The 14,746-nt window shown below is 73.9% G+C and carries 11 protein-coding genes; 5 read left to right on the top strand and 6 right to left on the bottom strand.

What is annotated here, in order from left to right; translation table 11 throughout:
- Positions 1 to 336 (top strand): CBS domain-containing protein (locus ACWCSD_RS32295; RefSeq protein ID WP_449920507.1); only part of this gene is annotated, 336 nt, incomplete at its 5' end.
- A gap of 24 nt (positions 337 to 360) precedes the next feature.
- Here the strand turns inward: ACWCSD_RS32295 and ACWCSD_RS32300 are convergent.
- Positions 361 to 3,285 (bottom strand): pyridoxamine 5'-phosphate oxidase family protein, encoded by a 2,925-nt coding sequence (locus tag ACWCSD_RS32300; RefSeq protein ID WP_449920510.1) that lies wholly within the window; start codon positions 3,283 to 3,285, stop codon positions 361 to 363.
- Positions 3,286 to 3,394: 109 nt separating this feature from the next.
- Between ACWCSD_RS32300 and pta the strand changes: the two genes are divergently transcribed.
- The gene (gene pta, locus ACWCSD_RS32305; RefSeq protein WP_449920512.1) at positions 3,395 to 5,455 is read left to right on the top strand and encodes a phosphate acetyltransferase; all 2,061 of its coding nucleotides are present in this window, start codon (positions 3,395 to 3,397) and stop codon (positions 5,453 to 5,455) included.
- Here the strand turns inward: pta and ACWCSD_RS32310 are convergent.
- From ACWCSD_RS32310 to ACWCSD_RS32320, 3 genes are all read right to left on the bottom strand, one after another.
- Positions 5,441 to 6,289, bottom strand: coding sequence for a sulfite exporter TauE/SafE family protein (locus tag ACWCSD_RS32310; protein ID WP_352323726.1), 849 nt, complete (start codon positions 6,287 to 6,289; stop codon positions 5,441 to 5,443). The two genes, pta and ACWCSD_RS32310, sit on opposite strands and share 15 nt — an antisense overlap.
- Positions 6,286 to 6,858 carry a rhodanese-like domain-containing protein gene (locus ACWCSD_RS32315; protein WP_352323725.1) on the bottom strand — a complete coding sequence of 191 codons (573 nt, stop codon included), beginning with the start codon at positions 6,856 to 6,858 and terminating at the stop codon, positions 6,286 to 6,288. Before ACWCSD_RS32315 ends, ACWCSD_RS32310 begins: the two co-directional genes overlap by 4 nt.
- Before the next feature lie 76 nt (positions 6,859 to 6,934).
- Complete coding sequence (locus tag ACWCSD_RS32320; RefSeq protein WP_449920516.1) at positions 6,935 to 8,323, bottom strand: MBL fold metallo-hydrolase; 1,389 nt, start codon at positions 8,321 to 8,323, stop codon at positions 6,935 to 6,937.
- Between the two features lie 183 nt (positions 8,324 to 8,506).
- On the opposite strand from ACWCSD_RS32320, the gene ACWCSD_RS32325 reads away from it, so the two are divergent.
- From ACWCSD_RS32325 to ACWCSD_RS32335, 3 genes are all read left to right on the top strand, one after another.
- Complete coding sequence (locus tag ACWCSD_RS32325; RefSeq protein WP_397159965.1) at positions 8,507 to 9,769, top strand: MFS transporter; 1,263 nt, start codon at positions 8,507 to 8,509, stop codon at positions 9,767 to 9,769.
- 161 nt (positions 9,770 to 9,930) lie between these two features.
- Complete coding sequence (locus ACWCSD_RS32330; RefSeq protein WP_449920519.1) at positions 9,931 to 11,820, top strand: vWA domain-containing protein; 1,890 nt, start codon at positions 9,931 to 9,933, stop codon at positions 11,818 to 11,820.
- A 106-nt stretch (positions 11,821 to 11,926) separates the two neighbouring features.
- Complete coding sequence (locus ACWCSD_RS32335; RefSeq protein ID WP_449920521.1) at positions 11,927 to 12,688, top strand: hemerythrin domain-containing protein; 762 nt, start codon at positions 11,927 to 11,929, stop codon at positions 12,686 to 12,688.
- 29 nt (positions 12,689 to 12,717) lie between these two features.
- On the opposite strand, the gene ACWCSD_RS32340 is transcribed toward ACWCSD_RS32335, so the two are convergent.
- Together ACWCSD_RS32340 and ACWCSD_RS32345 are read right to left on the bottom strand one after the other, a co-directional pair.
- Entirely contained in the window at positions 12,718 to 13,407 is a 690-nt protein-coding gene (locus tag ACWCSD_RS32340; RefSeq protein ID WP_364338350.1) for an ABC transporter ATP-binding protein, read from the bottom strand.
- Positions 13,404 to 14,483, bottom strand: coding sequence for an FtsX-like permease family protein (locus ACWCSD_RS32345; RefSeq protein WP_449920525.1), 1,080 nt, complete (start codon positions 14,481 to 14,483; stop codon positions 13,404 to 13,406). Before ACWCSD_RS32345 ends, ACWCSD_RS32340 begins: the two co-directional genes overlap by 4 nt.
- Between the last annotated feature and the right edge of the window lie 263 nt (positions 14,484 to 14,746).

Raw genomic sequence — 14,746 nt, forward strand, 5'->3', positions numbered from 1 at the left:
CTGGTCGACGCGGTGGTGCTCGGCTCGCACCAGTCCGTCTTCCCCGTCGTGGGGCTCGACGGGGCGCCGCTCGGCGTGGTCTCGCTGGAGACCCTGCTCGCCGTGCCCGCCGAGCGCAGGGGGGACACCAGGGTGGAGACGCTGGTCGCCGCCCAGAAGCCGCCGCGCGTCCTGTCGCCGGACGACGACGCGGCCGCCCTGCTGGAACGTCCGTCCCGGGTGGGCGGGCTGTCGGCGGTGGTCGTCGAGGGCGGCGCGGTCACCGGCATGATCACCGACGCCGACCTCGGCAGGGCGCTGCAACAGGCGCTGCTGCGGCCCGCCGCCCCCGTGTGACGCGGGTCCACGGCGGCGGCCGGCTCACAGGCCGTGGATCCGGCGGCCGGTGACCTGGTGCGGCACGACCCGGATGTAGAGATGACGCTCCCCGCCCGCCCAGGGCGTGACGCCCGCGTCGGCCAGCTTGGCGACCTCGTCCTCGGGCACGTGGTGGGCGGGCCCCTGGATCAGCACGCTCCAGCCCTCCTTGCGCACCTCGTCGATCCGGTCCACCTGGAAGCCGATCATGATGTCCACGCCCTCCAGACCGGTGCGCAGGTCCTGGTCCATGGGCCCGCCGCGGGACGTGCGGAACAGCACGGCGCCCTCGTGCAGCCGGTAGTTGACGGGCAGCACCGTGGGCCCGTGCGAGCCGTTGAACGCGATCCGCCCGATCCCGCCCGGCGCGACCAGGCGCAGGCACTCCTCGGGGTCGAGGACCTCCAGGACCGGCTCGTCCGGGCCGGCGCCGGGGCCCGGCGGGCGGTCGCGGCCACCGCCCAGCAGGTCCTGCGGGGTCGTCTCCAGGGCGATGGCCAGGCGGGTCACCGTGTTCCTGTCCGGGATGCCGAGGTGGCCCTCCAGGTACGCGACGTACCCGGGAGACATGTCGGCGCGCTCGGCCAGCTGGTCGACGGTGAGGCCCAGCCGGTCGCGGTGGTGAGCCACCCGGCGTCCGAAGTCGCCACTGTTCGTCATGATCATCTCTCTCTCCGTGAGGACGAGGCCCGCACCGCCCGGCACGGGGACGCCGTCGACCCGCGTGCCGTCGTGGCCGGCCTCGATGGTGATCCGGCGTCCGCGGAACAGGACCGGCAACGAGAGCGTGCCGAGCCGTCCGGGCAGCAGAGGGTCGAGGAACAGGCCCTCGGGCCTCGGCTCCAGGCCCAGGTAGCAGCGTTGCAGCATGTCCACCGTCCCGGCCATCGCGCCCAGGTGCACGCCTTCGGCGGTGGTGCCGCCCTGGACGTCGTGCACGTCCCCGACCAGCGCCTCGGCGAAGAACTGCCAGGAGCGCGCCCGGTCGCAGCGCGACAACACCCAGGCGTGCACGACGGCGCTCAGCGTGGAGCCGTGGCTGGTGCGGTCGAGGTAGTAGGCGGTCGTGCGCGGGATCAGGCCGGGGTCGGCCGGGTAGCCGAGCCCGTCGAGGATCGCCAGCAGCTCGTCGGCGCCCAGCAGGTAGAACAGCATCAGCGTGTCGGCCTGCTTGGACGCCTTGTAGCGGTTCACGTCGTCGCCGTCGGCCTCCAGGGCGCGGTCGAGGCGGCGGACGCCCGCGTACCGCTCCCAGTCCAGCTCGGCGAGCCCGGCGTAGCCGGTGAACTGGCTGATGACGCCGTCGTGGAAGTCGACCCGCATGCGGCGGGTGACGTCCTCCCACCGCGCCGCCTCCCGCGCGCCGGCCACGCCGAGCCGGAGGGCGTGCCGCAGCAGCCACACGGTCATGACGTTGGTGTAGGCGTTGTTGGCCAGGCCCGGCTCGGCGGCGCCCGGGTAGGCGGTGTGGTACTCGTCCGGGCCCATGACGCCGCGGATCTCGTACCGGCCGGAGACGGGGTCGAGCACGGCCAGCGAGGCGAAGAACCGCGCGATGGCGATCAGCAGGTCGGCGCACCACGACGGCATGGAGCCGGTGGCCAGGCGGTACTGCCACACGTTGTAGGCGATGGCGAGGCCGACGTGGCGCTGCAGGTGGGAGACGTCCGGCAGCCAGCGTCCCGAGGCGGGGTTGAGGTGGTAGGTCTGGGTCTCCTCCTGGCCGTCGCTGCCGCTCTGCCAGGGGAACATCGCGCCCTCGTACCCGGCCGACCGGGCGGCCGCGCGGGCCTCGGGCAGGCGGCGCCACCGGTAGCGCAGCAGGCCGCGGGAGATCTCGGGGAAGCGCAGGTTGAGCCAGGGCAGGACGAACAGCTCGTCCCAGAACACGTGCCCCCGGTACGCCTCGCCGTGCAGGCCCCGCGCCGGCACCCCGGCGTCGAGGTCGGCGGTGTGCGGCGACAGGGTCTGGAGCAGGTGGAAGATGTGCAGGTGGACGATCTGCGACAGCTCCGGCCCGTCCACGTTCAGCTCGGCCCGCTCCCACAGCCGCTCCCAGGCCGCGGCGTGCGCCGCCAGCAGCTCGGCGAAGCCCGGGGCCGTGGCCGCGCGGCGCAGGGCGGCCGACAGCGGGTCGTGCACGGCGGGGTCGCGCGAGGTCAGCAGGGCGACGACCTTCGTGAACGTCACCGGCGTGCCCTCGGTCACCGTCAGCACGTGCTCGCTGGCGACGTGGTCGGGCTCCATGGAGGGCGAGCCGGGGGAGGGGGCGTCGGCGCGGGCGGCGAGCGCGACGGTGACGCGGGAGGCGCGGGTGGTCGCGGTCAGCCAGGTCAGTCCGTCGCGGTGGCCCGTGGCGTGCTCCGTCAGGTGGTCGCCGCGCAGGTCGCGGTAGCGTTCGACGCCGCTGTTGGTGACGCGTCCGTCCAGCCCGGCGCGGACGCGCAGCGGGCCCGACCAGTTCTCCGCGGTGAAGGTCGTCTCCAGGGCGGCCAGGGCGGGATCGGCCATGGAGACCAGGCGGCGTTGCCGCACCCGGGTGACCCGGCCCCGCGCGTCGCGCCAGCGCAGCTCCCGCCGCAGCACCCCGTGGCGCAGGTCGAGCTCCTGGGTGTAGCCGAGCAGGTCGGCCAGCTCCGGGCTGAACCAGTCCTGGCCGGGCGTGGCGAAGCCGAGCGGCAGCCAGTCGGGCAGGTTGACCAGGTCCTCGTTGACGACCGTCCGGCCGCCCACCTGCGAGGCCAGACGGTCGTAGCAGCCCGCGTGGTAGGTGCCGGGCGTGCGGATCCGGCCCTCGGGCGTGGCGCCGCGCGTGGCGAAGCGGCCGTTGCCGAGCGTGCACAGCGCCTCCCGCAGCCCGGCCGAGCCCGGGGCGAAGCCCTCGTAGGTGAGCGTCCACGGGTTCATCACGCCGAGGACGCTACCCACCTGCCCTCCCCCCAAGACAGGGACGTTGGTCACTTCCCCTGGTGCCGTACGACACTGATCCGGGCCTGATGGCGTTCCGGACCCGGCGGGGGCGTCGAGAATGAGTGTCATGACACGAGCTGTGTACGTCGCCGCCGGCGAAGCGGGAAGCAACAAGGGGACCGTCGCCCTGGGCCTGGTCGAGCTGCTGTCCCGGCAGGTGGGAAGCGTGGGCGTGTTCCGCCCGGTGGTACGGGCCGGACGCGAGGACGGCCTGGTCAACACCATCCGCAGCCGGTTCCAGCTCGCCCTGCCCTACGAGGCGTGCGCGGGGGTCACCTATGACGAGGTGCACGCCGACGTCGAGCGGGCGGCCGGCGACATCGTGGCCCGCTTCCGCGCGCTGGCCCGGCGCTGCGACGCGGTCGTGGTGGTCGGCACCGACTACACCGACGTGGGCGCGCCGACGGAGTTCGGGTTCAACGCCCGGCTGGCCGCCGATTTGGGCACTCCCGTGATCAACGTGGTGAGCGGCAGGGGCCGGACGGCCGCCCGCACCGCCGCGGCGGTCGAGGTGTCCGCCAGGGAGCTGGCCCACCATCACGCCCAGGAGCTCGCGGTCGTGGTCACCCGCTCGACCGGCGGGCCGCTCGCGTTCAGCCATGCGACGCCCGTGTTCGTGCTGCCGGAGACCCCTTCGCTGCGGGCGCCGACGGTCGCCGACCTGCTCGACGCGTGCGACGGCCGGTTCTTCCTCGGCGAGCGCGACGGGCTCGGCCGGGAGGCGAGCGCGCTGATGGTGGGCGCGATGTCGCTGCCCGGCATCCTGGAGCGTCTCACCGAGGGCGCGGCGGTGATCATCCCGTCCGACCGGGCCGCCGCGCTGCTGCCCGGCCTGATCGCCGCGCACACCTCGCCGGGCTTCCCGGCCCTGTCGGCGGTGGTGCTCACCGGCGGCACGGAGCTGCCCGGCTCGGTGGAACGGCTGTTGCGCGGCATGGAGATCCCGCTGCCGGTGATCGCCACCGGTCACGACACGTTCGACACCGCGACCCGGCTGTCGGCCGTGGAGGGGCGGTTCACGCCCGAGGCGGGCGGCAAGATCGACGCGGCGCTGCGCCTGTTCGCCGAGCACGTCGACGGCCCGCTGCTGCTGGAACGGCTGGACATCGCCAAGACCGACGTCGTCACGCCGCTGATGTTCGAGTACGAGCTGCTGGACCGGGCCCGCGCCCGGCGCAGGCACATCGTGCTGCCCGAGGGCGAGGAGCCGCGCATCCTGCGCGCGGCCGACATCCTGCTGCGCCGGGACGTGGCCGACCTCACCCTGCTCGGCGACGCCGAACGCATCAGGGTCCAGGCCGCCCAGCTCGGTCTCGACCTGACCGCGGCCAGGGTGCTCAGCCCGTTCGACCCGGAGCTGCGCGAGCGGTTCGCGCACGCCTACGCCGAGGCGCGGGCGCACCGGGGGATGACCGTCGAGCTGGCCCGCGACACCGTCACCGACGTCTCCTACTTCGGCACGCTCATGGTCCACGCCGGCCTGGCCGACGGCATGGTCTCCGGCGCGACGCACACCACCGCGCACACGATCAGGCCGGCGTTCGAGATCCTGCGGCTCGGGCTGGTCTCCAGCGTGTTCTTCATGTGCCTGGCCGACCGGGTCCTGGTCTACGGCGACTGCGCGGTCAACCCCGACCCCACCGCCGAGCAGCTCGCCGACATCGCGATCGCCTCGGCCCGCACCGCGGCGATGTTCGGCGTCGAGCCCAGGATCGCGATGTTGTCGTACTCGACGGGCACCTCGGGCGCGGGCGCCGAGGTCGACAAGGTGCGCGCCGCCACCGAGCTGGTGCGTCAGCGCCGCCCGGACCTCCAGGTGGAAGGGCCGATCCAGTACGACGCCGCGGTGGACCCGGCCGTGGCGCGGGCCAAGATGCCCGGCAGCCAGGTGGCCGGGCACGCCACCGTCTTCGTGGTGCCCGACCTGAACACCGGCAACAACCTGTACAAGGCCGTCCAGCGCAGCGCGGGGGCGGTCGCGGTGGGGCCGGTGCTGCAGGGGCTGCGCCGGCCGGTCAACGACCTGTCCAGGGGCGCCACCGTGGCCGACATCGTCACCACCGTGGCGGTCACGGCCGCCCAGGTGCGCGACGAACCGGCGTCCTCCGGCCCGTCAGCCGGCGCCTGAGGCGCGCCACCGGCGGGCGGCGAGGACGGCGGCCAGCACCGCCACGACCCCCGCCCACGTGGCCGGATGGCTCCAGACGGCGGCGCCGGCCTGCTGGACGAGCACGAACACGCCCATGACGACGACGAACCAGCCGAACGCCGTGCGCAGCGCGTCCTGCGGGATGCGGCCCGCGAGCCGGCCGCCGGCCAGGCTGCCGATCACCGCGGACGCCGTCACGATCAGGGCGAGCCGCCAGTCGATCGCGACGCCCGCCAGGTGCCCGGCGAGGCCGGCGAACGACTTCATCGCGATGACGAGCAGCGAAGTGCCGACCGCGACGCCCATCGGCAGCCCGCCCAGCAGGGCGAGCGCCGGGACGACGAGGAAGCCGCCGCCGGAGCCGACCAGCCCCGTCACCGCCCCGACGACCAGGCCCTCCGCCGCGATGTGCGGCAGCGGCAGGTCGCCGTGGGCGGGCCGCGCCCGCTTCCTGGGGTTGCGGGGCCTGCGCAGCATCGCGACCGCCGTGGCCAGCATCATCAGGGCGAAGGCGACGAGCAGCGCCGTGCCGGGGACGTACTCGGCCAGGCGTCCGCCGCCGTACGCGCCGGCCATGCTGAACGCGCCGAAGAGCAGCCCGGTCCGCCAGCGGATCCGCCGGGCCCGCGCGTGCGGGACCAGCGCGGCCAGGCTGGTGACGCCGACGACGAACAGCGAGGTGGCGATCGCCTCCTTGGTGTCCTGCCCGGCCAGGTAGACCAGGATCGGCACGGTCAGGATCGAGCCGCCGCCGCCCAGCACGCCGAGGCTGACCCCGACGAGCAGCGACGCCGCGACGATCAGCACGGTCACGGGGTGCTCCGCAGCTCCGCGAGCACCGTGCGGATGTCGGTGCGCGGCCCGCGGTTGTAGGGCAGCCGGGACAGCAGGACGCCCATGGCACAGGAGTTGCTGACGGCCGCGTACGTCAGGCCCGCGCCGATCGCGGTGCCGATCAGGTGCGCGCCGGGCAGGAAGATCCCGGCCAGACCGGTGACGAGGACGACGGAACCGGCCACGAGCCGCACCTGGCGCTCGATGTCCCACCGCTCGGGCCCCCGCTCCAGGGACGCGCCGGCCGTCTCCCACGCGACGATGCCGCCCTCCAGGACGCGCAGGTTCGGCAGCCCGGCCTCGGCGAGGGCCTGCCCGGCCTGCGCGGCCCGCGCCCCGGAGCGGCAGACGAGCACGACGTCCTCGTCCAGGTGGGCCAGCAGCTCGGCCCGGTGCTCGCGCAGGGTGTTCAGCGGCACGTTGTACGAGCCGGGGATGTGCGCCGTGCGGAACTCGCCGGGCGTGCGCACGTCGAGCAGGCGCGGCGCCCGCCCTTCCTGGACGAGCCGCTGCAGCACGGTGGGGGTGAGGACGGAGGAGGTGTTCATGGGTCTTTCCTTCGCCGATACCCCTGGGGGTATCGAGTAGACATGCGTATGGGACGGGGGAAAGGGGACAGTTCGGTCAGACGCCGGCCGGCTCGGCCGACAGGGCCCACGCGGCGTAGCCGCCGAGCACGTCGGAGACGTCCTGGAAGCCGCGGTGCCGCAGCAGGCTCGCCGCGACGGAGGAACGGTGACCACCCGCGCAGTGCAGCACGACGGGCCGGTCGGCGGGCAGCTCGCCGCTGCGCGCGGGCAGCTCGCTCAGCGGGATGTGCAGCGCGGCGTCGATGAAGCCGTTCGCCTCGCGCTCGCCCGCGGTGCGCACGTCCACGACGACGGGCGGGGCGTCGCCGGCGAGCGCGGCGCGCAACTGCGCGGCGGTCAGGCGGCTGGCCGGGGCGACCTCGGCGGCCAGGGCCACCAGCGCGTCGTCGGGGTTGCGCAGGTAGCCCGCGACGCGGTCGAAGCCGATCCGGGCCAGGCGGGTGACGACCTCCTCCTCGCGGTTCTGCGGCGCCATGACGACCAGCTCGGCGTCCGGGTCGAGCACGGTGCCCGCCTGCTCGGCGAAGCGCCCGTCGGCGGGCACGTTCACCGCGCCGCGCAGGTGCCCGGCGGCGAAGTCCTGCGGGTCGCGGGCGTCCACCACGACCGTGCCGGCGGCCCTCAGTTCAGTGAACCCGTCGAGGGTCAGCGGCACGGGCGCCGCCGAGGCGTCGTAGCGGGCGCGGTCCCTGCGGTTGAGATCGGCGTCGTAGGCGAAGTAGCCGGGGGCGGCGGGCTGCCCGGCGGTGACGAGCGCGACGAAGGTCTCGCGGTCCATCGGCGCGCACGCGTAGTTGGTGGCCCGCTGCTCGCCGATGGTCGACTGCTTCTCGGCCGAGAGGTTCTTGCCGCAGGCCGAGCCGGCGCCGTGCGCGGGGAAGACCCGCACCGCGTCGGGCAGGCCCATGAGCCTGTTCTGCACGCTGTCGTACAACATCGCGCCCAGTTCCCCGGGGGTGACGCCGACGGAGGCGAGCAGGTCGGGGCGGCCGACGTCGCCGATGAACAGGGCGTCGCCGGTCAGCACCCCGTACGGGACGGGGTCCTCGGCGTGCTCGTAGACCAGGACGCTGATCGACTCCGGGGTGTGGCCGGGCGTCTCCATGATCTCCAGGGTGACGTCGCCGAGGGAGATGCGCTCGCCGTCGCCGAGCTTGCGGATGGGGTACTCGGTCTCGGCGCGGCGGCCGTAGCCGATCCAGGCGCCGGTGCTGTCGGCCAGCTCCAGGTGGCCGGCGACGAAGTCGGCGTGGAAGTGGGTGTTGACGACGCCGACGACGGTCAGGCCGTGCGCGCGGGCGTCGGCCAGGTACTCGGAGACGTCCCGCCGCGGGTCGACGACCACCGCGCGGCCGGTCCCCTCGTCGGCGATCATGTACGACGCCTGCGAGAGGCAGTCCAGGTAGTACTGGGTGAAGAACACGGCAATCCCTTCGTGAGGAACGCGGCCAGTGGGTTGATACCCCTGGGGGTATCGCCTACCCGACAGTAGGTTCTCCGCGGAGAGGATGTCAAATACCCCCCGTGGTATTGTTCAGGATACCTGGGGGGGTATGGTGACCTGGACATATCCACCCGGCAATCCAGGCGCGAAGGGACCTTCGCCGTGCAGAACACCTCCGCTCCCGCCCCGGCCGGCCGACCCCCCGTACGCCTGGGGCTCCGGGCGAACGCCCTGCAGTTCTCGCTGCTGGTCGTCGTCAACATCGCCGTCGGCGGCCTGGTGGGCCTCGAACGCACCACCGTGCCCCTCATCGGCACCCACGCCTTCGGCCTGACCAGCGACCTCGCCGTCTTCTCCTTCATCGTCGCCTTCGGGCTCACCAAGGCGGTCACCAACCTGGCCGCCGGAGCGCTGACGGCCCGGTTCCGCCGCAAGCAGCTCCTGGTGGCCGGCTGGCTGATCGGGATCCCCGTCCCGTTCGTCCTGGCCTGGGCGCCCTCCTGGGGGTGGATCGTGGCCGCGAACGTCCTGCTCGGCCTCAACCAGGGCCTGACCTGGTCGATGACCGTCAACATGAAGATCGACCTGGTCGGGCCCGCGCGGCGGGGACTGGCCACCGGCCTCAACGAGGCCGCCGGGTACACCGCCGTCGGCGCCACCGCCCTGCTCACCGGCTACCTCGCCACCCGTCACGGCCTGCGCCCCGTCCCCGAGCTCGTCGGCGTCGTCTTCGTGGCGGCCGGGCTGGCCCTGGCCCTGGCCGTCCGCGACACCGCCGCCCACGTGGCACTCGAACTCGACCGGCACCCCCGGCCCGCCGGCGGGGACATCGGTCCGGCGGCCGCGTTCGCCCGCACGTCCTGGCGCGACCGCTCGCTGCGCGGCGTCAGCCAGGCCGGCCTGGTCAACAACCTCAACGACGGCCTCACCTGGGGCGTCTTCCCTCTCCTGTTCACCGAGCACGGCCTGGGCCTGGCCGCCGTCGGCCTGATCAAGGGCCTGTACCCGCTGCTGTGGGGCGTCGGCCAGATCCCCGCCGGGCACCTCGCCGACCGCCTCGGCCGCAAACCCCTCATCGTCACCGGCATGCTCGTCCAGGCCGGCGGGCTGCTCCTGGCCGTCGCCCCGCTGGGCGACGCCCTGCTCGCCGGGGTCCTGTCCGCCGTCGTCCTCGGGCTCGGCACCGCCATGGTCTACCCCGCCCTCATCGCCTCGGTCTCCGACCACGCCCACCCCTCCTGGCGGGCCAACGCCCTGGGCGCCTACCGCTTCTGGCGCGACGTCGGCTACGCGGCGGGAGCCCTGGTCGCCGGGGTGCTCGCCGACGTGCTCGGCCTCGGCGCCACGGTCGTCGCGGGCGCCGTCCTCACCGCCGTCTCCGGCCTGCTCGCCGCCCGCTGGATCAGCGACCGTACGGCGGGCTGACGGGGGCCCGTCCCAGGTCAAGCGTGTCCCAAGGTGCGGTCGGCATTGATCGCGCGGCCGGGGACGGCGGAAGCGCCCTTTGATCCACTCCTGGTTACAGTCCGTAGTGATCGGATCGCTCTGGGGGGAAGATGAAGAGTGTTCGCATAGTCGCCGGCAGGATGGCGAAAGTGTTGTGCGCGGGGCTGCTCGCGGTCCCGTCGTCCCCGCTGGTGGTGCCCGATCCGTCGCCGGACACCTCGGTGGTGACGGTGCGGACCGGCGGCGACCGCACCGGCGACACCACCGTGGGGCCGCTGGCCGGGGTCGAGCTCGGCCTGTTCACCACGCCCGACGCGGCCGTCCCGGTCGACGCCGACTGGGGCGTGTGCGTCTCGGACGACGACGGCGACTGCAGCTTCGTCGTCCCCGGCACCGAGCCGGGCGGCGACAACGCCGGCGCCCGCTTCTACGTCAAGCAGCTGTCCGCCCCCGCCGGCTGGTACACCAACCCCGAGCTGCGCACCGGCCGCGGCAGCGGGTCGAACTCCGTCGCCACGCCGTACGTCTTCCAGACCCCCGCGCTGGAGAGCGGCACCACGTACTCCTCCACCAGCGACTTCATGATCAACGACACCCGCGCGGACGCCACCGCCTCGACCGGGATCTGGCAGCAGTCACGGGTCAACCCCCGGCCCGATCTCACCTGCGGCCTCGACGTCGCGCTGCTGCTCGACCTGTCAGCCTCGGTGGGCAGCGCGCTGCCCGACCTGAAGGCGGCCGCCGACACCTTCACCGACGCGCTGACCGGCACCCCGTCCCGGATGGCGCTGTTCACCTTCGACCGCAACTCGCCCAGCGCCGGCACCACGAACAACCCCGACCTGATGCCGGTGTCCACCGAGGCGGGCGCCGAGGCGTTCAAGAACCAGTACGCCGACTGGCAGCTCGGCAGCGGCACCAACTGGGACCGCGGCCTGTGGGCGGTCGCCGAGGCCGCGCCGCGCTACGACCTGCTGGTGGTGCTCACCGACGGCAACCCCACCTACTACGACACCCTGCTCGGCGACGGCAGCAACACCCGCATCGCCGAGGTGGAGGCCGGGATCTTCTCCGCCAACGCGGTCAAGGCCGAGGGCACCCGCGTCCTGGCCGTCGGCGTCGGCAACGGCGTGACCGGCCTGACCGCGCTCAACCTGCGCGCCATCTCCGGCACCACGGCCTTCGACGGCACCAACGCGGCCGCCGCCGACTACTTCCAGACCAGCGACTACGCCGCCGCCGGGCAGGCGTTGCGGGAGATCGTCCGCGCCCAGTGCGAGGGGTCGCTGTCGGTGATCAAGCAGCTCGTCCCGTCCGGCAACACCGGTGAGGACGTCACCGGCGCCACCCCGGCCGGCCCCGGCTGGGACTTCACCGCCGAGACCACCACGCCGGGCATCGGCGGGCTGCCCGCCACCGAGTCGACGACCGGCGACGGCACGGGGTCGGTCAACTTCGACCTCACCTTCAGCCAGACCGCGTCGGCCGACGTCACCGTCACCGAGGCCCAGCACCCCGACCACACCCTGGTCACCCAGGACGGACGGAACGCCGTCTGCCGCCTGATCGACACCGGCGTCGAGGTGCCGGTGACCAACAGCGGCGGCCTCGGCTTCACGGTCGAGGTGCCGAGCGACGCGGCCGTCAGCTGCACCGTCTACAACCGCCCGCCCGCGCCGACCCCGACCCCGACGCCCACGCCCACTCCGACACCGACTCCGACACCCACTCCGACGGTGACCCCGACCCCGACGGTCACCCCGACGCCCACGGTCCCGCCGACCGTCACGCCCACGCCGACCCCGACACGCACGCCGACGCCCACGCCGACGCCGAAGCCCACGCCGACCCGTCCCGAGCACTGCCACGGCGGGCATCCGTACTGGGACCACTGCCACGAGCCGCACCCGTGCTGGGACCACTGCGAGGAGCACCCGGGCTGGCACGACGTCTGTCACAAATCGGCCTTCGCCTGCCCGCACCCGCAGGAGTGGTCCGACCCTGACGAGGCATGGAACGAGGAATGGTAGCCCGCAGGTAGACGCGTTCCCGACACAAGGATTACCCGGGCCTTCGCGTCGGACCGCCGCCGACGGGCAGCACCTGGGAGGGGCGGCTCGGGAACGGGGGCGGACGATGCGGGACGAAGCAGGCGGCGGGCCGGCGAGCGTGCGCCGTCGCGAGATGCTGGCCCTGCCGGTCGCCCTGCCCGTCGCCCTGGCCTGCGGCTCGGCGATGCTGACCGGCTGCGACACCGCGCGGCCGGCCCGCAGTGCCGCGACGGCCGGCCCCGCTCCCGGCCCGGAGCAGGCCGGGGAGGTGCCGGTCACGCCGCCGGAGGACCTCATGCGCGAGCACGGGGTCCTCAAACGCGTCCTGCTGGTCTACCGGGAGGGCGTCCGGCGGATCGGCGCCGGGGAGCGGGTGCCGGTCGGCCCCCTGCACGCCGGGGCCGGGATCATCCGCACGTTCATCGAGGACTACCACGAGCGGCTGGAAGAGCGTTACGTCTTCCCGCGCCTGGTCGGGGCGGGCCGGCTCACCGACGTCGTGCCCGTGCTGATCCAGCAGCACCGGCGCGGACGCGTCCTGACCGGCCGCATCCTGGACGCCACCGCGCGGCCCGTCCCCCAGAGCGTCCGCCGCGGCCTGACCGCCGACCTGGCCGCCTTCGTCCGCATGTACGAGCCGCACGAGGCGCGCGAGGACACCGTGGTCTTCCCCGCCATGCGGGCCGTCATCCCGCCCAAGGAGTTCGCCGAGCTGGCCGAGACGTTCGAGGACGAGGAGCACCGCCGATTCGGCGCGGCCGGCTTCACCGGCGTGGTCGCGCAGGTGGCCGACATCGAGAAGGCGCTCGGCATCTACGACCTCGACCAGTTCACCCCTCGAGGCTGACCCCGGCCCGTGCTCGCGGCGCGGCCCGGTCAGGCGACCCGGGTGGCGGCGCGTTCGCCGAGCCTGCCGTCGTCCATGGACAGGACGGTGTCCACCTGGTCCAGGGTGGCCAGGTCGTGTGTGACCATGACGGTGGCCAGGTCGTTGCGCCTGGTGAGGTCGGCCAGCAGGGAGACGATCCGCTCGCCCCGGTGGTGGTCGAGCGCGCTGGTGGGCTCGTCCACCAGCAGCACCTCGGGGGAGTTCATCAGGGCGCGGGCGATGTTGACGCGCTGGCGCTCGCCGCCGGACAGCTGGTGCGGGCGTTTGTGCTCCTTGCCGCCCAGATCGACGGCGAGCAGCAGCTCCCGCGCCCGCGGCCCGGCCGCGCGCGGGGACTCGCCGGCCAGGTGCGCCATCACCAGGAGCTGGTCCAGCGCGGTGAGCGAGGGCAGCAGGTTGGCCTGCTGGAACACGATGCCGACGTGGTCGCGGCGGACCCTGGTGCGGGCCGCCTGACCGGCTCTGGAGACGTCCTGCCCGGCGATGATCACGCTGCCCGCGGCGGGCGTGATCAGGGTGGCGGCGACGGCGAGCAGGCTCGACTTGCCGGAGCCGGACGGGCCGACCACCGCGGCGAACTCGCCCGCCGCGACGGCCAGGCTGACGTGGTCGAGCGCGGTCAGCGTACGGTCGCCGTCGGGATAGGTCAGGACGACGTCGGTCAGCTTGAGTGTCATCGGGAGGCCCCCAGGGCGGTCAGCGGGTCGACAGAGGTGATCTTGCGGATGGCCAGCGCGGCCCCGGCGGCGCCGAGGAGGATCAGCACGGCCACCGGCGCCACGGTGGTGGCCGCCGACAACACGAACGGCACCGTGCCCTCGGCCAGCGCGCCGAGGCCCGCGCCGAGCAGGCCGCCGGCGCCCGCGCCGCCCAGCAGCACGATGACCGCCTGGGCGAGCGCGTCCCGCAGCAGGTAGCCGGAGCTCGCGCCCAGGGCCTTGAGCACGGCGACGTCGCCGCGCCGCTGGATCGTCCAGACGGTGAAGAAGGCCCCGATGACCAGGGCCGAGATCGCGAACAGGAACCCGCGCATGAGCTGGAGCGACCCGTTCTCGGAGGAGAACGAGCCGATCGCGGCGGGCGCCTGCGACAGCGGGACCGTCGTGGTGCCGAGCCGCGCGTCGGCCGCGGCCAGGCCGCCGGCAGGCAGCGCCTTGTCACCGGCGGGCAGCGCCAGGACGGTCGCCACGCTGTCGGCTCCGGCCTGGCGGCCCATCTGCTCCCAGTCGCCGATGCCGAGCCAGACGACGGGCGTGTGGCTGTAGGACGCCTGGCCGCCGACGCCGGACACGGTGAAGTCCCGGCCCGCGATCCGCACCGTGTCCCCGGCGCCCACCCCGGTGTCGGCGGCGAGCGCGGCGGAGAGGACGACCTTTCCGGCGTCCACGGGCCGTCCCTGGGCGAGGGCGCCGCCGGGCTGGACGCCGAAGAGCGCCACCCCCGCGCTCCCGTCGCCGCCGTAGCCGAGCCGCGACATGGAGACGCCCAGCCGCTCGGCGGCGTCGCCGGTCGCCCGCCGCCACTCCTGCCAGGTCCGGTCGGTGACACGGCTGTCGGCGAAGGACGGTTTCCCGCCGCCGGCGAAGACGAGGTGCCCGGCGGGCAGGCCCTCCACGGCCGAGATGTTCTCCCGCGCCAGCCCGGCGGTCAGGCCGGACAACATGGTCACCAGGAGGGTGATGAGGAAGACGACGGCGCCCATGAGAGCGAACCGTCCCTTCGCGAAGCGCAGGTCTCTGAGCGCCACGAACACGGCGCGTCCCCCGTTGCGGTTGAAGGTCATGTTGACGTGCTCCAGCGTGCGCGCCGCCGGATCGGCCGCGCATCGTGCATGCGGTCCGCCCGTAATACTTCTTTCGGACGATTTGTGGCGCAGGGCCGTCGCATACGCTTGGTGAGAGATGTCTGACTATCCGTTCCCGCCAGCCCTCCGCCTGCTCCGCTGGACCGTGCACGGCACGTTCGCGACCCTCCTGGCGATCGCGCTGGCCGGCGTCGCCGGGACCGGACGGCTCG

This window comes from Nonomuraea sp. NPDC001684 (assembly GCF_053596515.1).